Origin of the sequence: Kitasatospora albolonga, assembly GCF_039535905.1 — a bacterium.
In the GTDB taxonomy this organism is placed as follows: domain Bacteria; phylum Actinomycetota; class Actinomycetes; order Streptomycetales; family Streptomycetaceae; genus Kitasatospora; species Kitasatospora albolonga.
Genome location: NZ_BAAAYB010000074.1, coordinates 1 through 26,292 on the forward strand (window position 1 = coordinate 1; position 26,292 = coordinate 26,292).

At 75.0% G+C, this 26,292-nt stretch carries 16 protein-coding genes and 3 pseudogenes; 4 read left to right on the plus strand and 15 right to left on the minus strand.

Annotated features, from left to right (window positions below):
* From ABD946_RS17855 to ABD946_RS17910, 11 genes and pseudogenes are all read right to left on the minus strand, one after another.
* Positions 1–1,151, minus strand: a 1,151-nt coding sequence (locus ABD946_RS17855; RefSeq protein WP_345284727.1) for a hypothetical protein, incomplete at its 3' end; no start/stop codon positions are given.
* Positions 1,148–3,769, minus strand: coding sequence for a DUF4135 domain-containing protein (locus ABD946_RS17860; RefSeq protein WP_345284728.1), 2,622 nt, complete (start codon positions 3,767–3,769; stop codon positions 1,148–1,150). The genes ABD946_RS17855 and ABD946_RS17860, both read right to left, overlap by 4 nt.
* Before the next feature lie 176 nt (positions 3,770–3,945).
* Complete coding sequence (locus ABD946_RS17865; protein WP_345284730.1) at positions 3,946–4,092, minus strand: hypothetical protein; 147 nt, start codon at positions 4,090–4,092, stop codon at positions 3,946–3,948.
* A 121-nt stretch (positions 4,093–4,213) separates the two neighbouring features.
* On the minus strand, positions 4,214–4,906 hold the full coding sequence (locus tag ABD946_RS17870) for a VOC family protein (RefSeq protein WP_345284732.1): 693 nt from the start codon (positions 4,904–4,906) through the stop codon (positions 4,214–4,216).
* Between the two features lie 10 nt (positions 4,907–4,916).
* On the minus strand, positions 4,917–5,126 hold the full coding sequence (locus ABD946_RS17875) for an MbtH family protein (RefSeq protein ID WP_345284734.1): 210 nt from the start codon (positions 5,124–5,126) through the stop codon (positions 4,917–4,919).
* Between the two features lie 13 nt (positions 5,127–5,139).
* A complete protein-coding gene (locus tag ABD946_RS17880; RefSeq protein ID WP_345284736.1) occupies positions 5,140–7,149 on the minus strand; it encodes a condensation domain-containing protein in 2,010 nt (669 codons plus the stop codon).
* Entirely contained in the window at positions 7,116–7,349 is a 234-nt protein-coding gene (locus ABD946_RS17885; protein WP_345284738.1) for a hypothetical protein, read from the minus strand. Before ABD946_RS17885 ends, ABD946_RS17880 begins: the two co-directional genes overlap by 34 nt.
* A gap of 20 nt (positions 7,350–7,369) precedes the next feature.
* Entirely contained in the window at positions 7,370–9,808 is a 2,439-nt protein-coding gene (locus tag ABD946_RS17890) for a condensation domain-containing protein (RefSeq protein ID WP_345284740.1), read from the minus strand.
* Positions 9,727–17,874: pseudogene (locus ABD946_RS17895) on the minus strand (non-ribosomal peptide synthetase); the annotation flags it as partial. The gene ABD946_RS17890 and the pseudogene ABD946_RS17895, both read right to left, overlap by 82 nt.
* Complete coding sequence (locus tag ABD946_RS17905; RefSeq protein ID WP_345284742.1) at positions 17,790–19,493, minus strand: condensation domain-containing protein; 1,704 nt, start codon at positions 19,491–19,493, stop codon at positions 17,790–17,792. The pseudogene ABD946_RS17895 and the gene ABD946_RS17905, both read right to left, overlap by 85 nt.
* A 65-nt stretch (positions 19,494–19,558) precedes the next feature.
* Positions 19,559–20,578, minus strand: coding sequence for an iron-siderophore ABC transporter substrate-binding protein (locus ABD946_RS17910; protein WP_345284744.1), 1,020 nt, complete (start codon positions 20,576–20,578; stop codon positions 19,559–19,561).
* 196 nt (positions 20,579–20,774) lie between these two features.
* Here ABD946_RS17910 and ABD946_RS17915 point away from each other — a divergent pair, with 196 nt between their 5' ends.
* From ABD946_RS17915 to ABD946_RS17925, 3 genes are all read left to right on the plus strand, one after another.
* On the plus strand, positions 20,775–21,722 hold the full coding sequence (locus ABD946_RS17915) for a methionyl-tRNA formyltransferase (protein WP_345284746.1): 948 nt from the start codon (positions 20,775–20,777) through the stop codon (positions 21,720–21,722).
* Between the two features lie 112 nt (positions 21,723–21,834).
* A complete protein-coding gene (locus tag ABD946_RS17920) occupies positions 21,835–22,851 on the plus strand; it encodes an SMP-30/gluconolactonase/LRE family protein (RefSeq protein WP_345284748.1) in 1,017 nt (338 codons plus the stop codon).
* Positions 22,852–22,916: 65 nt separating this feature from the next.
* Positions 22,917–23,381 carry a DUF5990 family protein gene (locus ABD946_RS17925; RefSeq protein ID WP_345284750.1) on the plus strand — a complete coding sequence of 155 codons (465 nt, stop codon included), beginning with the start codon at positions 22,917–22,919 and terminating at the stop codon, positions 23,379–23,381.
* A gap of 13 nt (positions 23,382–23,394) precedes the next feature.
* Here ABD946_RS17925 and ABD946_RS17930 read toward each other — a convergent pair whose 3' ends face one another.
* From ABD946_RS17930 to ABD946_RS17935, 4 genes and pseudogenes are all read right to left on the minus strand, one after another.
* Positions 23,395–24,738 carry an alkaline phosphatase family protein gene (locus tag ABD946_RS17930; protein WP_425558650.1) on the minus strand — a complete coding sequence of 448 codons (1,344 nt, stop codon included), beginning with the start codon at positions 24,736–24,738 and terminating at the stop codon, positions 23,395–23,397.
* A 176-nt stretch (positions 24,739–24,914) separates the two neighbouring features.
* Positions 24,915–25,052, minus strand: a pseudogene (locus ABD946_RS42765) (alkaline phosphatase family protein); the annotation flags it as partial.
* On the minus strand, positions 25,016–25,444 hold the full coding sequence (locus ABD946_RS42770; protein WP_425558647.1) for an alkaline phosphatase family protein: 429 nt from the start codon (positions 25,442–25,444) through the stop codon (positions 25,016–25,018). The gene ABD946_RS42770 and the pseudogene ABD946_RS42765, both read right to left, overlap by 37 nt.
* Before the next feature lie 302 nt (positions 25,445–25,746).
* Positions 25,747–26,007 carry a hypothetical protein gene (locus ABD946_RS17935; RefSeq protein WP_345284772.1) on the minus strand — a complete coding sequence of 87 codons (261 nt, stop codon included), beginning with the start codon at positions 26,005–26,007 and terminating at the stop codon, positions 25,747–25,749.
* On the opposite strand from ABD946_RS17935, the pseudogene ABD946_RS17940 reads away from it, so the two are divergent.
* Positions 25,918–26,256: pseudogene (locus tag ABD946_RS17940) on the plus strand (hypothetical protein). The gene ABD946_RS17935 and the pseudogene ABD946_RS17940 sit on opposite strands and share 90 nt — an antisense overlap.
* Positions 26,257–26,292 lie beyond the last annotated feature (36 nt).

The window sequence follows — 26,292 nt, forward strand, 5'->3', positions numbered from 1 at the left end:
GCGCGCAGCCGGTAGAGCTTGCGCAGCAGCGCGGTCACGGCGGCGTTCCGCTCGTCCGCACCCACCGCCCGGCAGAGCTCGGCGAGCGTCAACTCCCGCCCGACTGCCAGCTCCTGCGCGACCAGCTCGCCGGCCGCCCCGCCGATCGGGAAGGCGTGCCCGTTGACGGCCCAGATCCGCCGGCCGGGCCCGTCCGGCTGCCGGAGCACCTCCCGCACCACCCGCAGCCGCTGTCCGGGGACGAGGGCCACGTCCTCGCGCGGCTCGGGGGCGGGCTCCAGCCCGGCGGAGGAGCGCCAGGCCGCCCAGCGGGTGCGCAGCGCCGCGGGCAGCTCCGGTCCGCCGGCCGCGGCTCGGGCCGCCTCGCCGATGGCGAGCATCGGATCGGCCGGTCCGCCGTCGGGCGGCGGGTAGGGCAGGCAGGGCACCGTGCCGTCGTACTCCAGGCGGTCCCGGACCTCCTCCGCCAGCAGGATCTTGACGGCTCCGGCCGCCAGGTGCGGGGCGCGCGGGACGGAGATCCGCAGCGTCAGGCAGCCGTCCAGGTGGCGCTCGCGCCAGCGGGACCCCTCGGGCCAGTGGAGCAGCTCGCCGGCGGTGGCCCGCAGCACCCGGAACGACCCGTCCGCCTCCCGCAGTTCGGCCTCCAGGGTGCCGCCCAGCACCCAGGTCAGCACGGCGTGGTCGGACGGGGCGGCCAGGCCGCGGAGGCGGGTGTGGTCGTCCCCCTCGGTCAGCTCGGCCTCGACCGGCAGGCACGGCAGGCCGACCCGCTGCCACAGCCGCTCCAGGCTGTCGCGGACGGAGGTCCAGAGCGCGTAGTCGGTGTGCAGCGGTTGACGGACGCTCAGCAGGAATCCGGTGTCCGGGCCGCTGCCGGCCGGCCCGCGGCGCAGCCGGGTCCGGTAGGCCGCCGGGGTCGGATCCTCGGCGTCGGGCAGCAGCCGGCCGGGCGCGCCGAGCCAGCCGAGCGCGGTGTGGAGACGGACCTGCGGGAAGGTCCGGAACACGGTGCCGGCCCGGAACGGGGCACAGGCGGCGACGACCGTCCGGTGCAGGTGCTCCGGGTCGGTCGGAGCGGCGGCCTTGAGCAGCGCGGGCTGCTTGCCCCAGGCGGGGGCGAGGAGTTCGGTCCAGTCGGTCGCGCTCACGCCCGTACCCCTTCCTTCGCGGGAGCCGGCTCTGACGCCGCCCCAGGTGCGGACCGGGACTCCGACCCGGGTGGTGCCGGTGCAGCCGGCGCCGCCCCGGGTGCCGAGCCGGTTCCCGACACGGATCCCGGCGCGGACCACGGCTCGGGTGCCGAATCGGGTGCCGACGCGGGTGCCGAGCCGGGTGGCGGGTACTTCGCCGCGAGCAGGGCCGCGTAGGCGGCCAGCGGCTGCAGTCCGGCAGCGGCGCGCCGCTCGTCCACCCGGTCCTCGTCCTCGATCGGGCAGGGCCGTAGCTCCCCGGGCGCGGCCCGTTCGAACTTGGTGCCGTACAGCTGCGGCCGGCCCTCGGCCCGGCGCACCGCATCGGTGAGGTAGGCCGCGTCGCGCGGCAGCATGTCGCCCGCCTCGGCGGCGGCCTCGATCAGCATCAGGCACGCCCGCCGGAAGTCGAGGTCGCCCTCGTGGTGTTGGAGCAGCGCACCGGCCGCCGTGGCTGCCTCCGGTCCGACCAGGCCGTGGCCGGGCCAGCCGTGCTCGGCGACCACGCCGCGCAGCCAGGCGATCCCGGCCCGGGTCAGCCGCTCCAGCCGCGCCTCCAGTTCGGTGTCGGTGAAGCCCCCCGCCGCCCAGGGCCCGCGCAGCGCGGCGTCGAGCCGGTCGAAGCGGAGCAACCGCTCGCGGATCTCCGCACCCGACCGGGCCTGCCGCCCACCCGCCTCCGCGAGGTCGGCGGTGGCGGAGGCGGTAGCGGAGGCGGAAGGGGTGTCCTGGGCTGCCGGCCCGTCCTGCCGGCCCGCACCGACCGCCTCCTCCCGTGCCACTGGATCGACCGGGCCGGCCGTCCTGATCAGCGGGTCGATGCGCAGCCGCAGCTTCGCCTCGTCCCAGGAGTAGGTGATGCGGCGGCCCGCCTGCGGCCAGTCGAAGGAGACCTCGCCCTCGCGCGGCCCACGCCGTACGAGCCGCACCCCGTGCCCCGGATCGTCCAGCTCGCCCGGCCCCGGCGAGTCGGGGTGCACGTACTCGACCGCGTCGCGCAGCGCGATGCCGAGCCCGGCGAGGTCAAGCTTGCCGCCCTCGCGGACGGCGGCGACCGGCGGCCAGGGCCGGTCCTCGCCCCACGCGGGTGCCTCGGCCGGCTCGGCGCGCAGCCCGCCGCCGGGCGGTGTCCGCATCGCCAGCAGCGGGCCGCCGTCGGCCGTCCGGAAGAAGTACGGGACGTCGCCCCGGGCGAGCTGCGCCGACTCGGCCTCGGTGAACGGCACGTCGCCACCGTCGGGGTACTCGTCCGTCGGCCGGGCGATCACCCGGACCACGTGCCCGGCCGCCCGCTCCCCGATGAACTCGGCGATCCGGGGCCGGTGACGGCACATCAGCGTCCAGGCGTCGAACATGCCGCGCAGCAGCGCCGGCAGGTACGGGCCGTAGCCCACCCGGCCCCCGGTGTCGCCGACGACCGCGCGGGTCTCGGTCCTGGTCAAGGAGCGGGTCCGGCGCTCCAGCCGCAGCGAGCCGTCGGGCTGCGGGTGCCAGCAGGTGGCCGGGCCGTCCGGCTCGCACCAGCGCGGGAGGGACTCCAGCCCGGCGTGGTGGTGGGTGGAGACCGCCGGATCGGCGATCAACCCGGTCCCGAACAGGCGCTCCACGGCACCGAAGTAGGACTCCAGGTCGACCGGGTACGGGAGCGGCTCGCCGTCCTCCGGACGCTGCCCGATCAGCACGTTGCCGCCGATCAGGTCGGTGATCCCGAAGGCGAACGCGGCGGCGGCCAGCGAACCGGCGCGATGCCAGTAGCGGTCCGCCACTCCGGGTTCCAGGACGGCGCCGCGCAGACTCAGCGGGCCCTCGGCCCGCAGCACGCCCCAGGCCTGCGGCGGCTCGATCCACTCCTGCCACGAGTGGTCCGGCCGGCCCGGCCCGCTGCCCTGCCGCACGCGCATCGTGGGGAGCCTGATCTCCCCCGCCATCGGAGGCAGTTGGTTGAGCAGGGCGAACAGCGAGCCTTCGGTGGCCAGGAACAGCAGTTCGCCCGTCGCCGGCCGTGGCTTGTACGCGAGCCGGCCGCCGTCGGCAAACTCGACCCGCACCACCCGCTGCCCGCCGTTGTGGGTCTCCTCGCCGTGCGCCCACAGGCCGGTGACCCGCCGGTCGGCGGGCTGGTCGCGGGCCAGCCGTTCGAGGAACAGTGTCAGGAACTCCAGGTACTGGCCCACCCGTTCGGCGGTGGACGCGGCGGCCCGTTCGGCCGGCCCGGCCACGCACGCCTCCAGCGCCTCGGTGAGCAGCGGCCCGAACACCTCGGCGTTCTCCGGCCGCAGCAGCCGCGGCTCGACCTGCCGGGCTTCGGCGGCGGCCTGCGCGGACCAGGCGTCGATCCGCCGGAGCGCCTCGTGCAGCGGCGCGAACCGGGGATCGGACAGCGCGTGCGCCAGCGCCCGTGCGTCGGACGGGCCGCCCAACGGACGCTCGACGGCGAGCGTGCCCTCCGGCCCGGGCACGACCGCGGGCGGGAACGCCCGGCCCGCCCGGCCCTCGGCCAGCGCGGTCAGCAACCGCCGTGTCGTGATCGGGAGTTCGGGCGCGGGGACGGTGCCGCCCGGGTCGCGCAGTTCCATCCAACCCCTCACCGGGTGGTCGCAGCCGCACGCTTCGCCGCCGACCCGCCCTGCCCTGCCCTGCCCTGCCACCGGAATTCCCACGACAAGAGGTCGGGTGCCACCGAATACGGCGGCACCCGATTCTCCTCGGAGGGGGGAAACTCTGCCTCCGCGGCGGATTCCCCCGCCACTTGCTAGAAGGAGCAGTAAACGCGGATACAGGTGCCGTTCTGCGGCTGGCCCTTCGGCGCGTCCTGCTCCAGCTCGCCGATCACGAGGTCGAACTCCGCGTCGCCGAACGTGGTGTCGGCCGGCAGCGCGTGTACGGTCGGAGCTTCCATACGGTCCTCCTGACAAGTGGGAACGAACCCCGGCCCCGCACGGCACGGGACCGCCGCCCAGTCTTGCCGCGCCCCGGCTGCTTCGTCAACAGATCGTTCCGCACCCGGAGTTCGAATTCCGCTATCCGTCCCGGCCCTGCCAGGTGGTCACGCAGACCTCGTTGTCCTCGACGTCGGCGAGCACCCAGAAGGCCGGGGCCCGGGCGGCGGAGAGCAGGCGGCCGCCGGCCGCCAACGCTGCGGCGATCCGCCGGGGCGCCTCGTCGTGGGGGACGCACACGTCGAAGTGGATGCGGTTGCGCTGCGGGCGGGCCTGGTCCATCTGCTGGAACCAGATCGCCGGGCCCTGCCCGACCGGGTCGACCAGGGGATCCCGGGGGCCGTCGGCTCCCTGCTCGTCGGCGTAGCCCAGCACGGCCTTCCAGAACGGGCGGATCGCCGCGATGTCGAGGGCGTCGATCGCGAGTTCCAGGAGCTGGACCGACCGCGGTGCGTCCGCTCCCACCTCGGGCTCCGTCCGTGAACCGGACTCCTCCGCGACGGCCGAGATCCGGCCCGCGAGGGTGACGTCCCGGGTCGTCACGGCGGCGTGGTCCAGCGACTGGAGGGTCAGGACCACCCGCCCGGGCCGGACGTCGACACGGAGGTGCCGGTCGGCCTCGCTGCCGCAGGCCGCCACCGCACCCGCCGCCACCGCGACCCCCTCGGCCAGCGACCCGACGGGGACCGAGGTGCGGATCGCGCCCAGCAGGAACCGCCACCCGAGACCGCCGACGGCCTCCGAGGCCTCCCGCCCGCTCAATGTCCGTTCCACGCCCACGTCCTCAGGCCTGACGGGCGGTCAGGCCCGCCGGGCGCAGGTCGGTCCAGTGGGACTCGATGTGGGTGAGGCAGGCGTCGCGGGTGGTGGGGCCGAGGATGCTGGTCCAGCCGGGCGGGACGGGGGCGAAGGCCGGCCAGAGGGAGTGCTGGTTGTCCGCGTTGACCAGGACGTGGAAGTCGGCCTCGGGGTCGTCGAACGGGTTGGTGGTCACGGAGGTGGGCTCCTCAGTCGGTGCAGGGGGTGGCCATCAGGGCGGCCAGGACGGTGAGTGGGAGGTCGGGGTTGGCGGTGGCGGTCCGGAGGAGGGTGAGGAGTTCGCCGGCCAGGGCGGCGGCCTTCCGGGGGCCGAGGCGGTCGGTGGCGTGGATCAGGGCGCAGTGCACCTCGCCGTCGCCGCGCGGCTGGTGGAAGCTGAGGGTGAGGTCGGCGGGGGTCCAACCGGTGGGGACGGCTTCGAGGGTACCCACTCCGCCTTCCAGGGAGGCGAGTTCGGCGGCCTCGTGGTGGATGACCATGACCTGGGGCGAGTGGCCGGCCAGGTCGGTGGCCTGGAGCACCTCGGCGTACGGGAGCTCCTGGTGTTCGAGGGCGGCCAGGGTGGTCTCCCGGACCCGGGCGAGCAGGTCGGCGAAGCTCGGGTCGCCCCCGGTGTCGGTGCGCAGGACGACGGTGTTGAAGAAGCAGCCGACCAGGTCGGCGAGTTGGTCGTCCGTGCGGCCGGCCACCTTGGCGCCGATGGGCAGGTCGGTGCCGGTCCCGTGGGCGGTGAGCAGGGTGGCGAGCGCCGCGTGCAGCACCATGAACATGCTGGTGCCGGTGGCCGAGGCCAGGCGGTCGACGGCGCGGCGCAGGCGCGGGTCGAGGACGAAGGGGACGTGGGCGGCCCGGTGGGTGCGCACGGTCGGGGCCGGACGGTCCGCGGGGAGGGCGAGGCGGGTCGGGGCTCCGGCCAAGGTCTGCCGCCAGTGGGCGAGTTGGGTGGCGGCCAGGTCGTGGGAGGCCAGCACGGCGTGGGCCCAGCGGGTGTAGTCGGTGTAGTCCACCGGGAGCGGGGCCCAGGCGGGGGCGGCGCCGCCGAGCCGGGCGGCGTAGGCGGCGGTGAGGTCGCGGAGCAGCGGGACCACGGACCACTCGTCCACGGCCAGGTAGTGCAGGGTGAGCAGGACGGCCTGCGCTCCGGTGGGGTCGGTCAGCAGGTGGGCCCGGAGCGGGGCGCCGTCGGGGAAGACGGCACGGCCGGTGGCCAGCTCGGCGATCCTGGCCTCCAGGTCGGGGCAGGCGGAGCACTCCAGGCGTGGCCCGGGGACCGGGAGTTGACCCCCCTCTCCGGCGGAGGTCCGCAGCGGAGCGTGCCGCTCAGCCAGGTCGGCGAGCGCGGCGGCCAGCGCGGCCCGGGACAGCCCGCCGGGTGAGCGGAGGACGAGGGCGTGGTCCCAGCCGGGGTGGACCGGGCTGGCGTGCCAGCGCTGGACCGGCGCCAGCGGGAGGGGCTGCGGGGAGGGGGCGGGCGGTGCGGGCAGGAGGGCGGGGCGGGCGGCGGTCGAGGGGGTGAGCTTGGCGGCGAGGCCGGCCACGGTGGGGGCGTCGAAGACGTCCCGGATGCCCAGCTCGACGCCGAGTTCGGCCCGTAGGCGTCCGACCAGGCGCATGGAGGCCATCGAGTGGCCGCCGAGGGCGAAGAAGTCGTCGTGGCGGCCGACGACCGGCAGCCGGAGGATCTCGCGGAAGATCCGGCCGACCGCCTCCTCGGCCGGGCCCTCGGGCTGGTCGGCACCGGTCAGGTCGGCCCAGTCGGGGGCGGGGAGGGCGGCCCGGTCGAGCTGCCGTTCGGGGTGAGCGGAGCGGGCCGTCCAGCGGGAGGAGGGCGGAGGGGAGCATGTACTCGGGAGCGCGGCGGCGAGGCGTTCCCGGAGGGCGGCGGCGTCGAACGGCTGGCCGGCGGCGGGGACCACGTACCCGACCAGGCGGACGATGTCGCCCCGCCGGTCGGGGAGCACGGCGGCCTGGGCGACCGACGGCTGGGCGGTCAACGCGGCCTCGATCTCGCCGAGTTCGATCCGGAAGCCGCGGATCTTCACCTGGGTGTCCACCCGGCCGAGGAAGTCGAGGTTCCCGTCCCGGCGCCAGCGGGCGCGGTCCCCGGTCCGGTACATCCGGGCGCCGGGGGCGCCGAACGGGTCGGCGAGGAACCGGGTCGCGGTCAGGCCGGGGCGGGCGAGGTAACCGCGGGCCAACCCCCCGCCCCGCGACGTAGAGTTCGCCGACCACCCCGGGCGGGACGGGGCGCAGGGCGTCGTCCAGCACGTAGCAGCGGGTGGTTGGGGTCGGGGGCGCCGATCGGGACCTGGCCGCTGCGGCGGCCGGTGCGGGTGGCGGGCCAGAGGGTGGAGTTGACGGTGGCTTCGGTGAGGCCGTACGCGGCGATCAGGTTCACGCTGCCCGCCCAGCGGTCGATCAGGTCCGGCGGGACGGTCTCGGTGCCGACCAGGATGGTGGAGCCCTCGGGAGTTCGCAGCCGGGCGGCAGGGCGGATACCAGCGAGGGCGGCAGGATCAGGTGGGTGACGCGCTGCTCGGCCAGGAAGTCGGTGAGCGCGGGGCCGGCCACCCGGGCCTCGTCCGGGACCAGGACGAGGCGTCCGCCGTGGCACAGGGCCATGGCGAGTTCGAAGACGAAGACGTCGAAGCCGACCGAGGCGAACTGGAGGACGCGGCTGTCGGCGGTCAGGCCCATCCGGTCCACGGCGGTGGCGACCAGACTGGCGATGCCCTCGTGCGGCAGGACGACGCCCTTGGGGCGGCCGGTGGAGCCGGAGGTGTAGATGACGTAGGCGGCCTGGTCGAGCGCCACCCGGACCGGGGCGGCCGGTTCGGCGGCGGAGAGCTCGGCCGCCACGGCCGGGGCGTCCAGGAGAAGCAGCGGGGCGACCGGCGGGATCTTCCCGGCGACCGGTTCGGTGGCGACCACCAGGGTGGCGGCGGAGTCGCCGAGGAAGTGCGTGAGGCGGTCGGCGGGGTGGGCGAGGTCGAGCGGGAGGAAGGCGGCGCCCAGCCGCAGCACCGCGAGCACGGTGGCGATCAGGTCGGCCGAGCGCGGGACGGCGACGCCGACCACACCCTCCGCTCCGACGCCCCGGGCCGCCAGCAGGGCGGCGATCCGGGCGGCCCGGGCGTCGAGCTCGGCGTAGCCGACCTCCCGGCCGCGGTCCACCACGGCCACGGCGTCGGGCCGTTCGGCCAGCCGGGCGGCGAACAGTTCGGGGAGGGTGAGCTCGTCCACCGGGCGCGCGGTGGCGTTGAAGGTCTCCAGCACCAGCTCGCGCTCCCCCTCCCGCAGCACGTCCGCGTGGGAGAGCGGTCGGGACGGGTCGGCGAGCACGGCGGCCAGCAGCAGCTCCATCCGGTCGGCCAGCTCCTCGACGGTGCGGCGGTCGAAGAGCTCGGTGGCGTACTCGATCCGGCAGCCGAGCCGCTCCCGCTCCCCCAGCTGCTCGGTGAAGCTGAAGACCAGGTCGAACTTGGCGGTCCGGGTCGGGTACGGGACGTACTCGGCGCGCAGGCCGTCCAGCGCCAGGGGCGCGTCGGTGCGGGTGTGGTGACCGACCATCACCTGGAAGAGCGGGTTGCGTGAGGTGGAGCGGGCCGGGTTGACCGCCTCGACGACGCGTTCGAAGGGCAGGTCGGCGTGGGAGAAGGCGGCCAGGTCGGTGGTGCGGACCCGGGTGAGGAGTTCGGCGAAGCTCGGGTCGCCCGTCAGGTCGGTGCGCAGGACCAGGGTGTTGACGAAGAAGCCGACCAGGTCGTCCAGGGCCTCCTCGTCCCGCCCGGCGATGGGTGCGCCGATCGGCAGGTCGGTGCCGGCGCCGAGGCGGTGCAGCAGCGCGGCGACGGCGGCGTGGAGCACCATGAACATGCTGGCGCCGTGCTCGCGGGCGAGTGCGCGCAGGGCGTGGTGGGTGTCCGGGGCGAGCTCGACGGCGAGGTCGGCACCGTGGAAGCCGGGCCGGGCGGGGCGGGGGCGGTCGGTCGGGAGCTCCAGCTCCTCCGGGGCGCCCGCCAGCGTCCGCTTCCAGTGGGCGAGTTGGGCGGCGCCCAGGCTGGAGGGGTCGTCGTCGGCGCCGAGCAGCCGCCGCTGCCAGAGCGCGTAGTCGGCGTACTGCACCGGCAGCGGCTCCCAGGCGGGGGCCAGGCCCGAGCGGCGCGCGGCGTAGGCGGTGGTGAGGTCGCGCAGGAACGGGCGGTCGGACCACTCGTCGGTGGTGATGTGGTGGAGCAGCAGGACCACCACCCGGTCCTCCGGGTCGATCTCCAGCACACTGGCGCGCAGCGGGAGTTCGGCGGCGAGGTCGAAGGGTCGGGCGACGGCGGCGGCGATCAGGTCGGGCAGCAGCTCCTCGCTGGCGGGCACCACCGTGACCTCCGGCCGGGCCTCGGCGGGTGGCAGCACGTGCTGGTGGGGGCGGCCGTCACGGACCCGGAAGAGGGTGCGCAGCGGTTCGTGGCGGGCCGTCAGGTCGGCGAGGGCGGCCGTCCAGGCGGCGAGGTCGAAGCGGCCGCGCAGCCGGAGCACCAGCGGGAAGTTGTAGGCGGCGGAGGTGCCCTCCAACTGCTGGATCAGCCACAGGCGTTGCTGGGCGGCGGAGAGCGGGATCTCGGCGGGGCGGACCGTGGCCACCAGCTCCGGGCGGGCCGCCGGACGCTCCGCGCCGGTGGCCGCGTCGACCCGGGCGACCAGGTCGGCGACGGTCGGCGCCTCGAACAGGTCGCGGATGGCCAGGCCGGCGCCGAGCACCGCGCGGGCCCGGCCGATCAGGCGGGTGGCCAGCAGGGAGTGGCCGCCGAGGTCGAAGAAGTCGGCGTCGACGGTGACGCTGCCCTCGGGCAGGCCGAGCACCTCGGCGTAGAGCGCGCAAAAGGGCCCGTTCGCGGTCGTCGCGCGGGGCGCGGCCGGGGCCGGTGAGCCCGGCGAGGTCGGGAGCCGGGAGGGCGCGGGCGTCCAGCTTGCCGTTGACGGTCAGCGGCAGGGCGTCGAGCAGGACGGTCGCGGCGGGCACCATGTAGTCGGGCAGCACAGTGCGCAGGTGGGCGCGGAGCTCCTCGGGGGTGACCGGGCCGGACGGGACGGCGTAACCGACCAGGCGCCTGCCCTCGCCGACCACCACGGCGGCCCGGGCCACGGCCGGATGGGTGGTCAGGGCGGCGGCGACCTCGCCGAGTTCGATCCGGTAGCCGCGGATCTTGACCTGGTCGTCGGTGCGGCCGAGGAAGTCCAGCAGGCCGTCGGGGCGGCGGCGCACCAGGTCGCCGGTGCGGTACATCCGCTCCCCCGGCTCGCCGAAGGGGTCGGCGACGAAGCGGGCGGCGGTCAGCCCGGGCCGGTCGTGGTAGCCGCGGGCCAGGCCGGTGCCGGCGATGTACAGCTCACCGGGGGCCCCGGGGGCGACCGGGCGCAGCATGGCGTCCAGCACGTGGGCCCGGGTGTTGCGGATGGGGCGGCCGACGGTGGGGGTGGGGCTGTCGGCGGTGGAGCCGCCGAGGGTGTTGATGGTGTACTCGGTGGGGCCGTAGAGGTTGTAGCCGTAGGTGCCCTCGGTCTCGCGCAGGCGGTGCCAGACCGCGTCCGGGACGGCCTCGCCGCCGAGCAGCACCAGGGCGGGCCGGTGCCCCTCCAACAGGCCGTGTTCGATCAGGAGTTGGGCATAGGTGGGGGTGACGTTCACCACGTCCACCGCGTTCCGGTCGCAGTACGCGACGAGCTGCTCGGCGTCGCGGCGCAGCTCCTCGTCGCAGACGTGCACCTCGTGGCCCTCGACCAGCCAGAGCAGCTCCTCCCAGGACATGTCGAAGGCGAAGGAGACGGTGTGGGCGATCCGCAGCCGGCGCCCGCCCGCCGAGGCGACGGCGGGGGCGAACACCTCGCGCTGGTGGTTGAGCTGCATGTTCGTCAGGCCCCGGTAGGGGGTGACCACGCCTGGGGCGGCCGGTGGAGCCGGAGTGTGGATGACGTAGGCGGGGTGCTCCAGACGGCCGGTGCGGCCGGGCTCGAAGCCGGGGACGTCGGCGAGCGGCCCGGCCGGGAGGGCGGCCAACTCGGCCTGGACGTCCGGGTGGTCGAGCAGAACCGGCTCGGCGGTTCCGGCCAGGGCCGGGGCGACCTCGGTGGTGGTGAGCAGGCAGAGCGGGCGGGTGTCCTCGAGCATCAGCCGCAGGCGGTCGGCCGGGTGGTCGAGGTCCAGCGGCTGGTAGGCGGCGCCGGTGCGCAGCACCGCGAAGAGGGCGACCACGGTCCGCACGGAGCGCGGCAGGGCGAGGGCCACCACGCGCTCGGGGCCGGCGCCGTGGGAGAGCAGCAGGCGGGCGAGGCGGTTGACCTCGGCGTCCAACTCGGCGTAGCTGAGCCGCTGTCCGCCGCTGACCAGGGCGGTCGCGCCGGGGGTGCGGGCGGCCTGCTCGGCCAGCAGTTCGGCCACCGTGCGGTCCGGCAGGGGCTCGCGGGTACCGGCTGTGTCGGGGGCCTCGCCGGGCAGCAGCAGGTCCAGGCGCCCGACGGGCGCGGCGGCCTCCAGGCCCTCGGCGAGGCGGTCCAGCACGGTGGTGTAGCGGTCCAGGACGGTGCGCGCGGCCTCGGCCGGGAAGAGGTCGGGGCGGGCGGCCAGGGTGACCCGCAGACGGGCCTCGGGGGTGACGATCAGGGTGAGCGGGAAGTGCGTGCCGTCCACGTTGCCCACCGCGGTGATGCCGTGCTGGGCCCGCAGGGCGGCGGCGCGCTCCTCACCGTCGGCGGAGCGCAGCACGAAGAGGGTGTCGAACAGCCGTCGGTGGCCGGTCCGTTGCTGGATCGCGCCGAGGCCGAGGTACTCGTGCGGCATCAGCTCGGCGCGCTCGGCCTGGAGGCGCCGGAGCAGCTCCGGCACCGGCTCGGCGGGGCGGAACGCGATCCGGGTGGGCACGGTGTTCAGGAACATCCCGATGATCCCGGCCACCCCGGGCACCTCTGCGGGCCGACCGGCCACGGCGGTGCCGAAGACCACGTCGGAGCGGCCGAGCAGGGCGGAGAGGGTCAGGCCCCAGGCGGCGCTGAGCAGGGAGTTGAGGGTGAGGCCGTGGGCGCGGGCGGCGGCGTGCAGGCGCTCGCTCGCGCCGGCGTCCAGCAGGGCGTGGTGGTCCTCGGGGATGACCGGGCCGCCGTCGCGGCCGGCGGGGGCGGTGAGGGTGCGCTCCGTCAGGCCGGAGAGGGCTCCGGCCCAGGCGTCGAGGGCCGCCTCGGAGTCCTGATCGGCCAGCCAGCGGAGGTGCTCGCGGTAGGAGCCGGGCCGCGGAAGGCCGGCGGTGTCGCCGGAGCGGGCGTAGAGGGTGAAGAGCTCCTCCAGGAAGAGCCAGGCGGACCAGCCGTCCCAGAGGATCAGGTGGTGGGTCACGACCAGGGTGTCCCGGCCGCCGCCGCGCCGGAGCAGCAGCAGGCGGCAGAGCGGAGGGGCCGTCAGGTCGAAGCGCCGGCGCCGGTCCTCGGCCAGCAACTCGGCCGCGCGGGAGTCCTGTTCGGCCTCCGGGAGGTGGGCGAGGTCGGCGACGGCGAGCGGGATCTCGGCCTGCTCGACCAGGTACTGGACCGGGTCGGGGACGCCGTCGGCGGTGAAGCCGGCCCGCAGGCCGGGGTTGCGCTCCAGCAGGGCGCGGCAGGCGGCGCGCAGCCGGTCGGTGTCCAGGCGGTGGTCCAGCTCCAGGGTCTCCTGCGAGAGGTAGACGTCGAGCGCGTCCCCGCTGTCGTAGCCGGCGTGGAAGTACATGCCCTCCTGGAGCGGTGAGAGCGGCCAGACCTCGCCGACGGTCCGCCCGGCGACGGCTTCGACCCTGGCACGCTCCTCCCCCGTCAGGTCGAGCAGCGGAGCCGGGGCCGGGGCCCCGGCGGCCGCCGTGAGCTTGGCCAGCAGGGCCTGCAGCGCCGGGTCGGCACTGCCCTGCTGCGCGAGCAGGGCCTGGAGGGCGGCGGCCTCGGCGGCGCCCAGGGTGAGGTCGGTCGGTTCGGTCACGGCGGTGGCGGGCTCCGGCTCGGGGGTCGGCTTCGACTCGTCGGGGGCGGGCAGGAGAGCGGCCAGGGCGGCCGGGGTGCGGGCGGTGAAGACCTCGCGCGGGCCGACCGGCAGGCCGAGCGCGCGGGCCCGGGTGGCCACGGTGATGGAGGAGAGGCTGTCGCCGCCCAGCACGAAGAAGTCGTCCTCCGGCCCCACCTCGGGCAGCCGCAGCACCTCCGCGTAGACGGCGCACAGCTCGCGCTCCAGGGAGGTGCGGGGCTCCCTGGAGGCGGTGGTCCGCCCGGTGGCGGACCCGGTGGCGGGCCCGGGGTCGGGCAGGGCGCGCTGGTCGAGCTTCCCACTGGGCGTCAGGGGCAGCTCCGCCAGCGGGACGACCGCCTGCGGGACCAGGGCGGCCGGCAGCACCTCCACCAGCGCGGCGCGCAGCGCCGCCCCGTCGAGCACCGTGCCGGGCAGCACGGCTCCGGAGGGCACCGCGTAGCCGAGCAGCGCACCGTCCCGGGCGATCACGGCGGCCCGCGCCACCCCGGGCAGGGCGGCCAACGCGGCCTCGACCTCCCCCAGCTCGATCCGCTGGCCCCGGATCTTGACCTGACGGTCCGTCCGGCCCAGGTACTCCAGCTCCCCGTCCGGCCGGCGGCGCACCAGGTCCCCGGTGCGGTACATCCGGCTGCCCGGCTCGCCGAACGGGTCGGCCACGAAGCGCTCGGCCGTCAGGCCGTACCGGCCGAGGTAGCCACGGGCCAGCTGGACCCCGGCCAGGTAGAGCTCGCCGGGGACGTCCTCGGGGACGGGGCGCAGGAAGCCGTCCAGCACGTGCAGCCTGGTGTTCCAGACCGGGCGGCCGATCGGCACCGGGCCGGCCGCAGTCCCGGTCCCGACGTGGGGGACGTCGACACGGGGGACGTCGAAGTGGGTGACGTCCACGGCCGCCTCCGTCGGGCCGTAGAGGTTGTGCAGGGGCACCCCGCCGGAGACCTCGGCCCAACCGCGGGCGGTCTCGCCGCCGAGCGCCTCGCCGCTGGCGAAGGCCCGGCGCAGGCTGGCCGCCCAGCCGGTCCCGCCCGTCGCTCGGGTGGCCTGGACGAAGGCGGTCAGCATCGAGGGGACGAAGTGCAGGGTGGTGACCCGCTCGGCCCGGATCAGCTCCGCGAGGTAGGCCGGGTCCTTGTGGCCCTCGGGCTCGGCGAGCACCACCGCGGCGCCCTCGCACAGGGCCCAGAAGAACTCCCAGACGGAGACGTCGAAGCCCGACGGCGTCTTCTGGAGCACCCGGTCGGTGGGGTCGAGCCGGTAGCGGCCCTGCATCCAGGCCAGCCGGTTGACGATCGCGCGGTGGGTGACGGACACGCCCTTGGGGCGCCCGGTGGAGCCGGAGGTGTAGATCAGGTAGGCAGGGTGGTCCGGCCCGGCTTCAACCGGGGTGGCCTCGGCCGGGGCGGGTTCGGGTTCCTGGTCGAGGTCCTCGATCAGCAGCCGTTCGACGCCCGGCAGGTCGGGGAGCTCGACCCCGGCCGTGGTGACCACCGTACGGGCGCCGGAGTCGGCCAGCATCGTGGCGAGCCGCTCGCGCGGGTGGTCCGGGTCCAGCGGGAGGTAGGCGGCGCCGGAGCGGAGCACGCCGAGCAGGGCGGTCATCAGCTCGGCCGAGCGCGGCAGGGCTATCGCGACGTGGCGCTCCGGACCGGCGCCCCGAGCTCGCAGACGCGTGGCCAACCGCTCGGCCCGGCGCTCGAGTTCGGCGTACGAGAGGGTGGCGTCGGCGGAGACCACGGCAGGTGCGTCCGGGGTCCGGGCGGTCTGCTCGGCGATCAGCCGGGGCAGGGTGGTGGCGGGCACCGGGTGGGCGGTCGCGTTGAGCGCGGCGAGCTGGAAGCGCTCGCGGTCGGAGAGCAGGTCGACGGCGGCCAACGGCAGTTCGGGGGTGGTGACGACCGTGGTCAGCAGGGCCGTCAGCCGGGCGGCCAGCGCGGCCGTCCCGGCAGCGGTGATCCTGCTGCCGTCGTGCTTGAGCCGCAGTTCGAGCTCCTCGCCGGGGAGCACCACCAGGGCCAGCGGGTAGTGCACCGCGTCGCGGACCTCGACCCCGGTGATCCGCAGGCCGTCCCCGGCGGCCGGCCCGGCGTTCAGGGCCGCCGTCGGGTGGTTCTCGAAGACCACCAGGGTGTCGAACAACTCGCCGCCCCCGCCGATCCGTTGCAGCTCGGCGAGGCCCAGGTGCTGGTGGTCCAGCAGGGCGCTCTGCTCCTCCTGGAGACGGGCCAGCAGGGCGGACAGCGACTCCTCGGGGCGCAGTCGCACGCGGACCGGGACGGTGTTGCTGAACAGCCCGACCAGCTCGGCGCTGCCGGCCACCTCGGTGGTGCGGCCGGAGACGGTGGTGCCGAACAGCACCTCCTCACGGTTGGTCAGCGCACCCAGCAGGACGGCCCAGGCCCCGTGCAGCACGGTGCTCGGGGTGAGGCCGTGCGACCGCGCGAACTCGGCTATCCCGGCCGTGAGTTCGGCGGGAAGCCGGACCTCCACCGTCCCTGGTGCGGCGGGATCCACTGCATCACCCAGCAGCTTCAGCGGTTCGAGCGGTCCGGCGAGGGCGGTACTCCAGGCCGTGCGGGCGGCCTCGCGGTCCCGGGTGACCAGCCAGCCGAGGTAGCCGTCCGGGGACGGCGCGGGCGGCAGCGGGGCACCCCCGTGGGCGGCGAGCAGGTCGCGCAGGACCAGGGCCACGGACCAGCCGTCGGCCACGATGTGGTGCAGCGTCAGCAGCAGCCTGGTCCGGCCCGGCGTCCGCAGCAGGGTGGCCCGCAGCAGCGGCGGAACCGCGAGGTCGAACCCGGCGGCCCGGTCCTCGGCGAGCGCCGCCTCCAAGGGGCCGTCGTCCGGTCCGTCGGCCGGCCCGCTCGACTCGACCACGCGCCACGGCAGTTCGCCGAGCGGCGCGATCCGCTGCACCACCCGGCCGTCCAGGAGCTGACGGAAGCCGGCCCGCAGCAGCGGGTGGCGTTCCAGCACGGTGCGCAGCGCCCCGCGCAGCCGCTCGCCGTCCACCGCCCCGGCCAGCTCCAGCACCTCCTGGACGAGGTACCCGTCCTGCGCGGCGCCGTCCCAGTGCGGCGTGGAAGAAGAACCCCTCCTGGAGCGGGGAGACCGGCAGCGCCTCCGGGTCGAGCACCACCGCCGGGGCCGCGGAGCCGGTCCCGACGAGGGTGGCCGCGGCGGCCAGCGCGGCGACGGTGCGCAGCCGGAACACCTGCCGGGGCGTGAGCCCGATGCCCTGCTCGCGGGCGGAGTTGACCAGCTGGATGGCCACGATGCTGTCGCCGCCCAGCTCGAAGAAGCTCTCGTGCACCCCGACCCGGGGCAGCGCCAGCACCTCGCCGAACAGCCGCGCGAGCGTGGCCTCCAGCGGGCTGCCCGGCGCCGAACCGGCGTCGCCGCCTCCCGCGGTCCAGTCCGGATCGGGCAGCGCCCGGTGGTCGAGCTTGCCGTTGGGGGTCAGCGGGAGCGGCCGGTCCAGCACCACCACGGCGCTCGGCACCAGGTGCTCGGGCAGCTCCCCCGCCACCGCGGCGCGGGCCGCCGCCACCGCGTCCCGGCCGCCCACCAGGTAGGCCACCAGCCGCTTGGTGCCCCGGTGGTCCTCCCGGACCAGCACGGCGGCCTGGGCGATGCCGGGGCGGGCCATGAAGGCGCTCTCCACCTCGCCGGGCTCGATCCGGTGGCCGCGGATCTTCACCTGGCCGTCGGCCCGTCCCAGGAACTCCAGGTTCCCGTCGGCCCGCCAGCGGACCCGGTCCCCCGTCCGGTACATCCGGCCGCCCGGCTCGCCGAAGGGGTCGGCGACGAAGCGTTCGGCCGTCAGCCCGTACCGGCCGAGGTAGCCCCGGGCCAGGCCGCGCCCGGAGACGTAGAGCTCGCCCTCGACGCCGACCGCGACGGGGCGCAGCGACGGGTCGAGCACGTGGCAGCGGGTGTTCGGGTCCGGGCGGCCGATCGGGACGGGCCCGCTCCAGCCGGAGGTGGCCGGCCAGAGCGTGGAGTTGACGCTCGCCTCGGTCAGTCCGTACGCAACCACCACGCGCAGCCGGCCGGCCCAGCGGGCCACCAGCTCCTGGGGTACCGCCTCGGTGCCGACCACCAGTACCGCGCCCTCGGGCAGGGTGCACTCCGGCGGCAGGGCGGCCACCAGGGAGGGCGGCAGGATCATGTGGGTGGCCCGGTGCTCGGTCAGGTACTCCGTCAACGCGGGCCCGGCGACCCGGCGTTCGGCGGGCACCAGGACCACCTGTCCGCCGACGCAGAGCGACATCACCAGGTCCCAGACCGTCACGTCGAAGCCGACCGAGGCGAACTGGGCGACCCGGCTGTGCTCGGTGACGCCGATCCGCTCGGTGGCGGTGGCGATCAGACTGCCGATGCCGTCGTGCGGGACCAGGACGCCCTTGGGACGGCCGGTGGAGCCGGAGGTGTAGATCACGTAGGCGGCCTCGTCCAGGGCGATGTCCACGCCCGGGGAGGTGGACGGCGCCGAGGCCAGCGCCTCCTGAACCTCGGGGGCGTCGAGGGCCAGGGCCTCGACGCCGGCGGGGAGTTCCGGCGCGAGCGCGGTGGTGGTGAGGACGGTGCGGGCCCCGGCGTCGGCCAGCATGTACGCGATCCGCTCGCGCGGGTGGTCGGCGTCCAGCGGGAGGTAGGCCGCGCCGGCCTTGAGCACCCCGAGCAGCGCCACCACCAGCTCGGCGGAGCGGGGCAGGGCGAGGCCGACCGGCTCCTCCCGGCGCACGCCGCGGGCGAGCAGCAGATGGGCCACGCGGTTGGCGGCGGCGTCGAGTTCGGCGTAGCTCAGCCGCTGGTCCTCGCAGACCAGGGCGGTCGCGTCCGGGCGGCGGGCGGCCTGGCGCTCGAAGGCCGCGGGCCAGCTGAGCTCCGGGCTGTCCACCGGGTCGGCGCCGAACTCCTCCAGCAGTTCGGTGAGTTCGGCGGCGGCGAGCAGCTCGATCCGGGCCACCGGCAGGTCCGGGTCGCCGGTGAGGGCGTCCAGGACGCGCAGCAGGCGTCGCTGGTGGCCGGCCAGCTCGGCCTGCGCGGTCGCGTCGGCCGGGGTATCCAGGGCGAGGTCGAGGCGGATGCCGTCGCCCGCCAGGGTCTCCCGAAGGTGATCGCGAGGTCGGCGGCCGGGCCGAGCCAGAGCGGGCGGAACTCCGGGGCGAGGCCGGTGAAGCCGAGGCCGGTGCCGACCGGGAGGACGTTGACGGTGGGGCCGGTGAGCGCGGCGACGCCCTCGGCGAGGCCGAGCTCACGGGCCAGCTCCTCGGCGCGCAGGCGGCTGTGGGGCAGCAACTCGGCGATGCCGTCCGCCACTTCGGCGACCAGCTCGGCGAGGGTGGTGGCGGGGCGGACGGTGAGCCGCAGCGGCAGGATGTTGGAGAGCATCCCGGGCACCTCGGCCCGCCCGCCGTCCGGCCGGGCGGCGACGGGCAGGCCGACCAGCAGATCGCTCTCCCCCGTGCTGCGGTGCAGATAGGCCGCGACGGCGGCCACCAGCAGGCGGGAGGTCCGCACGCCCATGGCCCGCGCGGCCGCCCGCAGGCGCGCCACCCGCTCGGCGCCGAGCTCCACGTGCCGGGTCACCCGCGTGGCAGTGGAGGCGGAGGCCGAGCCGGCGCTCCGGCACTCCGCCGAACCGGCGCCACCGCCCTGACCGGGCGTCACCCGGCCGGTGCCACCCTGCTCCCCCGGCCCGCCGGCGCCACCCTGGCCGCCCTGCCGCACTCCGGTGCCGCCCTGACTGCCCCGGTCCGCCGTGAGGTCCGTCCCGTCCGGACGGGCCCCCGGCCCACCGGTGCCTGCGGTCGAGCCCCCCGGCTCGCCGTCGGCCGGTGCGGCCGGTGAGGACGGGCGGGCCGTGGCGAGGCGGGCCGGCTCCGGGCGGGCCGCCAGCTTGGCGCGCCAGTAGGCGCGGTCGGCCTCGTGGGCGGGCGAGGCCAGGTAGGCCCGCTCGGCGTCGGTGAGTCGGGCCAGCCGCCAGTCCGGGTCGGACGCCGGGGCCGACGGGTCGTCGTAGAGCGCGGCGGCCCGGCGGGTGATCAGGGCGACGCCGGTGCCGTCCACCGCGATGTGGTGGTAGACCTGGTACCAGCGCACCACGCCGTCGGCCAGCCGGAGCAGCGCGTGCCGGTGCAGCGGCCCGGCCTCCAGGTCGATCGGCCGCACCCGGTCGGCCGCCATCCACGCCTCCGCCGCCCCGTACGGGTCGCCCTCGCCCCGCAGGTCGACCACCTCCGGCGCGGTCATCTCCCTCGCCGTGTCCGGGAGTTGGACCGGGCCGGGGGCGAACCGCACCCGCAGGCACTCGGCCTCCTCCACCGCCCGGCGGGCTGCCGCGGCGAGCCGCGGCAGGTCCACGGCCCCGTGCAGGTCCAGGAAGTAGGCGGCGTGGAAGGCGGTGCCCTCCGGTTCGTACTGCTGGGCGAGCCAGATCCCGTGCTGGCCGCCGGTCATCGGCAGGCCGGCGGGTGCCGTCGGGTCGGACTCGGCAGCAGACATGGTGGTACGCCTCTCTGGATGGGCCGGTGACGGTGCGTCCGGGGGCGGCGGCGCCCGGGCGGCTGCTACTGCTTGGGGCTGAGCAGCGGCTCGATCTGGTCGATCGCGTAGGGGATCGAGAGCACGGTGTTGAAGGAGAAGGCCGCGCCCACGTCCGGGTCGGTGTAGGGGACGAAGAGGTCGCGCTTCTCCTGCTGCACCTTGAGCTTGCGGTAGAGCGGCTCGCCCTTGATCCGCTCGTTGGCCGCGGCGCTGGAGGTGACCCAGACCAGGCGGTCGGCGTCGAGCACGTCGAGCTTCTCGGCGCTCAGCTCGGCGACGTTCCAGCCCGGCTTGGCCAGCGCGTCGATCTCCGGCTTGAGCTTGAAGCCGAGCTCGTTGAAGAAGATCGCCTTCGGATCGGTCCGGGTGAAGGCCGAGTACTTCCCCGCCTCGAAGCTGTCGGCGACGGCCAGCGTCTGCTGCGCCCACTCGGGGTGCCGCGCCTTGACGGCCTTGAAGCGCTCGCCGATCGCGGTGATCTTCTGCTCGGCCTCGGCCTCCTTGCCGAGCGCCTTGCCGATCTGGCGGGTCATCACCTGCCAGGGCGCGGCGTAGTCCTGGTGCTCCTTGGGCTGGGCGACCACCGGGGCGATCTTCCGCAGGGTGTCGTACTGCTCCTGCTTCATGCCCGAGTACTGGGCGATGATCAGGTCGGGCTTCAGCCCGGCGATCTTCTCCATGGCGTACTCGTCGCGCTCGCCGACCACCTGCGGAGCCGTGCCGCCCCACAGGTCCTTGGCCCACGGCCACTTGCCGTACGGGCTCTCCTTGAACCAGTCCACCGCGCCGACCGGCTTGACCCCGAGCGCGAGCACCGCGTCCTGGTCGGAGAGGCCGAGGGTGACCACCCGCTTGGGGGCGGACTTGATCTCGGTGCTCCCGTACTTGTGCTGGACGGTGACGGGGAACCCCGTGCCCGCGCCTGCGGTCGTGCTGGGGGCCGTGTCGGCGGCGGGCGTGGTGCCGCTCCCGCAGCCGGCCAGGGTGAGGGCGGCGAGAGCGGCGGCGGCCGCGTGCGGGAGGCGTCTTGCGGAACGGTGCACGGTCTTCCCTTCGAGGCGGAAACAGAGCCAAACTTAGGTAAGCCTAAGTTAATGTGCAAGTGCCCACCTGCGATCTCCCCGAACTGACCCGTCGACAACTGGCCATTTCCTGGCTGGAGTTCGCCTTCGTTGCATAACTTAGGTAAGCCTTGCTTTACTGATCGCATCCGACCGTCCCTTCCGAGGAGGAACCTCCATGCGGGTCGTCATGTTCGGCTACCAGACCTGGGGCCACCGCACCCTCCGAGCGCTCCTGGAGTCCGAGCACGACGTCGTCCTGGTGGTCACCCACCCCGCCAGCGAGCACGCCTACGAGAAGATCTGGAGCGACTCGGTCGCCGAGCTCGCCGAGGCCCACGGCGTCCCGGTGGTGATCCGCAACCGGCCCGACGACGAGGAGCTCTACGCCCGCCTGAAGGAGGCCGACCCGGACGTCATCGTGGCCACCAACTGGCGCACGCTGATCCCGCCGCGGATCTTCCAGCTCCCGCGCCACGGGACGCTCAACGTGCACGACTCGCTGCTGCCCGAGTACGCGGGCTTCTCCCCGCTGATCTGGGCCCTGCTGAACGGCGAGCCCGAGGTCGGCGTGACGGCCCACCTGATGGACGAGCACCTGGACGCCGGGGACATCGTGCTCCAGCGGGCCGTGCCGGTCGGCCCGCGGGACACCACCACCGACCTGTTCCACCGCACCCTGGAGCTCTTCGGGCCGATCACCGTCGACGGACTGGCCGAAATCGCCTCCGGCCGCACCGACTTCACCCCGCAGGACCGCTCCCGGGCGACCTTCTTCCACAAGCGCGCCGAGGAGGACATCCGGATCGACTGGCGCTGGAGCGCCGAGGAGCTCGACCGCCTGGTCCGGGCCCAGTCGGCGCCCTACCCCGCCGCCTTCACCCACCACCGGGGCCGCCGCCTGGAGATCCTCGCGGCCCGGGTCTCCGAGCAGCGGTACGGGGGCACCCCCGGCCGGATCTTCTACCGCGAGGGCGGCGCCGTGGTCGTCGTCGCCGGCCCCGACGCCCGCACCGGGCGCGCCCACGGCCTGGCCGTCACCGAGGTCCGCACCGAGGACGGCCGGGAGCTTCCCGCCGCCGAGTACTTCACCTCCATGGGCGGTTACCTCACCGACCGACCCTGACCGGAAGGCCGCCCTTCCACTTGTGCGGGGCGGGCCTGGCGGTGGTGCGCGGACGCGGCGGGGTGTGGTGGAGTGTCGGGCATCAGCTTCCACGGGGGAAGGATCATTCCGCATGCCTGAAAACGTCTCGCGGCGCACCCTGCTCGGCCTCGGCGCGGCCGCCGGGGCCGGAGCCCTGCTCGGCCCGCTGGCCGGTTCCGCCTCGGCCGCCGACGACGGGTGGCACGCCGCCCCGGCCGGGGAGGGCACCCCGGCCGTCGCCGGCGCGGGCCGGTGGCCGGCCGGCTTCGCGCTGCCCAACGGCTTCCGGCCCGAGGGCATCGCCATCGACGCACGGGGCCGGGCCTATTTCGGATCGCTCGCCAACGGCCGGGTGCTGCGCTACGAACTCGCCACCGGCAAGGGTGAGTTGCTCTACCCGGGCCCGGCCGCCGGGACGCCCTCGCTCGGCATGAAGGCCGACGACCGCGGCCGCCTGTTCACCGCCGGCGCCTGGGGCGGCGATGCCCGGGTGCTCGACACCCGGACCGGCGCGGTGCTGGCCTCCTACCAGCTCGGCACCGACCCGGCGAACACCTTCGTCAACGACGTGGTGCTCACCCGGGACACCGTCTGGATCACCGAGTCGCTCCAGCCGGTCCTCTACGGCCTGCCGCTCGGCCCGGGCGGACGGCTGCCCCACCAGGACCAGGTGATCCGCCGCCGGCTCACCGGCGACGTCGACCACGTCCCGGACGAGATCAACTCCAACGGCGTCGAGACCACCCCGGACGGCTGCGCACTGCTGGTGGTCAACATGACCACCGGCGTCCTCCAGCGGATCGACCCGGCCACCGGCGCCACCACCAAGGTGGACCTCGGCGGCGCGTCCCTGCCCTACGGCGACGGGTTGCTGCGGAGCGGCCGCGACCTCTTCGTGGTGCGCAACCAGGCCAACGAGGTCACCGTCGTCCGCCTCGACGCCTCCGGCCGCCGGGGCACCGTCACCCGCCGGATCACCGACCCGCGCCTGCGGGTCCCCGCCACGGTGGCGGCCTTCGGCGGCCGGCTCTACCTGCCGAACGCCCGCTTCGACACCGAGCCCACCCCGGACACCGACTACGACGTGGTCGCCGTCCCGATGCACTGACACGCACGGCCGAAGTGCCGCCGGGATCCGGTCCGTTGACGGACCCCGGCGGCACAATGGCGCGCATGGAGAACCGGATCGAGATCCGCATCGAGGCGCACGACCTGCCCGGCCGCGACTGCCCGCCCGGGCCGGGCTTCCCCGGCTACCGGGAGGTCGTGGTGGGCCTGCAGCGCAAGGGCCGGGCCGACGAGTTGCTCGACCCGGTGCCGGGGGACGCCGCCTCCGCCCGGTGGACGGCGGAGTGCGCCGTGAAGGGCGCGGGCGACCTCACCGGCCCGTACGTGCAGGGCCGCCCCGGTGCCCGCTTCCTCTACCTGACCTGGACGGGCGTGGCCCCCGACGGCGGCCGGGAGCTGTTCCGCCGGGCCAAGCTGATGCTGGACGGCGTGCCGCCCGAGGTGCTCGGGGCCGCCCTGGCCACCGGTCGGCTGACCGGCCGCCTCGGCCTCACCGACGGCCGCGGCCACCCGCTCTGCGCGGCGGTCCGCCCGCCCGTCGTCGACTGGACGGGCGAGCGGACCGACTGAGCTGCCGCGCCGCTCAGTTGGTGAGGATGCCCGGGTCCGAGGTGCCCGGGGCACCGGTCTCCACCACGCCCGCGAAGCGGCGGACGAAGTCGGCCGTGGTGCCGGCCGTGACCGTGACGTCGTACCAGCGGTTCCCGGCGGTCAGGTCCAGCGAGAGGGTGACCGTGGCACCGGTGGCCACCGTGACCGTGCGGGTGGTGTTGCCGTAGGCGTTGACCACCGTCAGGACGGCGGAGGCGCCGGCGTTGGTGCAGGTCAGGTCGAGCTTCCCGGTGGCCGCGTTGTGACGGGCCGTCACCTCGGGGCCGGCGGTCTTGCCCGGGTTGCGGAAGCGGCGCAGGAAGCCGTTCGGCCCGTGCACGGTGAGGTCGGTGACGCCCTTGGAGTAGGTGGTGTTCCAGGTGTCGGCGATCGACTTGCCGGCCTCGGCGGTGTAGGTCCACGGGGCGTCGGTCCGGTTGGCCGAGGTCACGTAGAACTGCGCGCCGGCCGACGGGCCGCCGCTGAAGGTCAGCTTGAACTTGCCGCCCGCCACGTCGGCCGAACCGTCCACGTACGGGGCGTACTTGAGCGGGCGGGTGGGCTTGGAGCCGGGCTCCTGGCGCGGCATGGTGCCGACCGTCGGCGCGACCGCGAGGAAGTCGCTGTGCCGGTTCTTGTCCGGCGGGTAGTAGCCGGCCGTCGAGGGCAGCGCCGCGGCGGTGCCGGTGCGGGCGAAGTCGAACGCCGAGGTGAGGTCACCGCAGATCGCGCGGCGCCAGGGCGAGATGTTCGGCTCGGTCACCCCGAAGCGCTTCTCGATGAAGCGGATCACCGAGGTGTGGTCGAAGGTCTCCGAGCAGCTGTAGCCGCCGGTGCTCCAGGGCGAGACCACGATCATCGGCACCCGGGGGCCGAGGCCGTAGGGGCCGGCCACGTAACCGGTCTTGCCCGGGAAGTAGTCCAGCGTGGTGGACACCGTGGACAGGCCCTGCGAGGCGCCGGACGGCGCGTACGGCGGCACCACGTGGTCGAAGAAGCCGTCGTTCTCGTCGTAGGTGATGAACAGCGCGGTGCGGGCCCACACGTCCGGGTTGGAGGTGAGCGCGTCCAGCACCTGGGAGACGTACCAGGCACCGTAGTTGGCGGGCCAGTTGGCGTGCTCGGAGAAGGCCTCGGGGGCGGCGATCCATGACACCTTGGGCAGGGTGCCGGCCTGGACGTCGGCGCGCAGCTTGTCGAAGTAGCCCTCGCCGGCCTTGGCGTTGGTGCCGGTGCGGGCCTTCTCGTAGAGCGGGCTGCCGGGCTGGGCGCTGCGGTAGCTGTTGAAGTAGAGCAGCGAGTTGTCGCCGTAGTTGCCGCGGAAGGCGTCGCTGATCCAGCACCCAGGAGCCGGCCGCGTTCAGCCCGTCGCCGATGTCCTGGTAGACCTTCCAGGAGACCCCGGCCGCCTCCAGGCGCTCGGGTAGGTGGTCCAGCGTAGCCCGCCTCGGCGTTGTTGATGACCGGGCCGCCGCCGGCTGCCGTCGTTGCCGGTGTAACCGCTCCAGAGGTAGTAGCGGTTGGGTCGGTGGAGCCGATCAGCGAGCAGTGGTAGGCGTCGCAGATGGTGAAGGCGTCCGCCAGCGCGTAGTGGAACGGGATGTCCTGCCGGGTCAGGTAGGCCATCGTGGCGGCGGTCTTGGCCGGGATCCAGTTGTCGTACTTGCCCTTGTTGAAGGCCGACTGGCCACCGGCCCAGTCGTGGTTGAGGCCTGGAGGTACTCCATGCCGAGCTTGGCGGAGTTGGGCCGGAACGGCAGGGTGACCTTGCCGCCGCTGGACTGGTTCCAGACCGACTTCCCGCTGGGCAGGGTGACCGGGCGCGGGTCACCGAAGCCGCGGACGCCCTTCATGGCGCCGAAGTAGTGGTCGAAGGAACGGTTCTCCTGCATCAGGACGACGATGTGCTCGACGTCCTGGATGGTGCCGGTGCTGCCCTGCGCCGGGATCGCGGCGGCCCGGGCGATGGAGTCCGAGAGCATGGTCAACGCGGCGGTGCCACCGGCGAGTTGGAGGAACCGGCGGCGATCGATGTTGGTCATGGGTGGCTGTGACCTCGGGAGGGTGAGGGGGCGGAGGACTGGCGGCCACCAGGAAAACGTTCCTCGGGTACCGCCCGGCGGACCTCTGATGGCTGCCCGCGGTACACCTGGCAAACGCATGCCAACGCGCCGAGTTGTCCTGCCCGACAGAGCCGGTTGTCTGGCCATTTTTCCCCATCTGTCCGCAAGCTTGTCCGCCCCCTTCCGCTCCCCCTGCACCTCTCCTGTACCAGCGCTTGCCCGCCGGATCGAGAGGGTGGAGCCACTCGCAACCGAGCAGAGGCAGGAGCAACGATGAAGCGTCAGCGCACGACCGGTGGGCGCCCCGCCCGCGTCAAGATCGCCGTCGCCGCCGCCGTCGCGGTCGCCGCGGCCGGCACCGTCACCGCCGGGTCGCCCAGGCCGGCGACGACAGGCGCGGCAGGGTCACCGAGCGCGAGATAGCCGCCCTCTTCGACCAGTGGAACGCCGCCCTGCAGACCGGGGACCCGGCCAAGGTGGCCGACCGCTACGCCAAGGACGCGGTGCTGCTGCCCACCGCCTCCCCGCAGATCCGCACCCACCGCGCGGAGTCACCGACTACTTCGAGCACTTCCTGCAGAAGAAGCCGCGCGGCGAGAAGATCCGCTCGGTGATCAACGTCCTGGACAAGGACTCGGCGCTCGACGCCGGCGTCTACCGCTTCCACTCACCGACCCGAAGACGGCGTGACCAAGCCCGTCGAGGCGCGTTACTCCTACGAGTACGAGAAGCGCGGCGGCAAGTGGCTCATCGTCAACCACCACTCCTCGGTCCTCCCGGCCGAGGGCTGACGGCCGCCTGACGCACGGGGATTCCACCGGAGTGTC

Bases quoted from the DNA above. Each gene is read 5' to 3' on its own strand.
- ABD946_RS17905 (WP_345284742.1), bottom strand. From the start codon at position 19,493: ATGTCTGCTGCCGAGTCCGACCCGACGGCACCCGCCGGCCTGCCGATG.
- ABD946_RS17915 (WP_345284746.1), top strand. From the start codon at position 20,775: ATGCGGGTCGTCATGTTCGGCTACCAGACCTGGGGCCACCGCACCCTC.
- ABD946_RS42770 (WP_425558647.1), bottom strand. From the start codon at position 25,444: ATGACCAACATCGATCGCCGCCGGTTCCTCCAACTCGCCGGTGGCACC.
- ABD946_RS17920 (WP_345284748.1), top strand. From the start codon at position 21,835: ATGCCTGAAAACGTCTCGCGGCGCACCCTGCTCGGCCTCGGCGCGGCC.
- ABD946_RS17865 (WP_345284730.1), bottom strand. From the start codon at position 4,092: ATGGAAGCTCCGACCGTACACGCGCTGCCGGCCGACACCACGTTCGGC.
- ABD946_RS17860 (WP_345284728.1), bottom strand. From the start codon at position 3,769: ATGGAACTGCGCGACCCGGGCGGCACCGTCCCCGCGCCCGAACTCCCG.
- ABD946_RS17925 (WP_345284750.1), top strand. From the start codon at position 22,917: ATGGAGAACCGGATCGAGATCCGCATCGAGGCGCACGACCTGCCCGGC.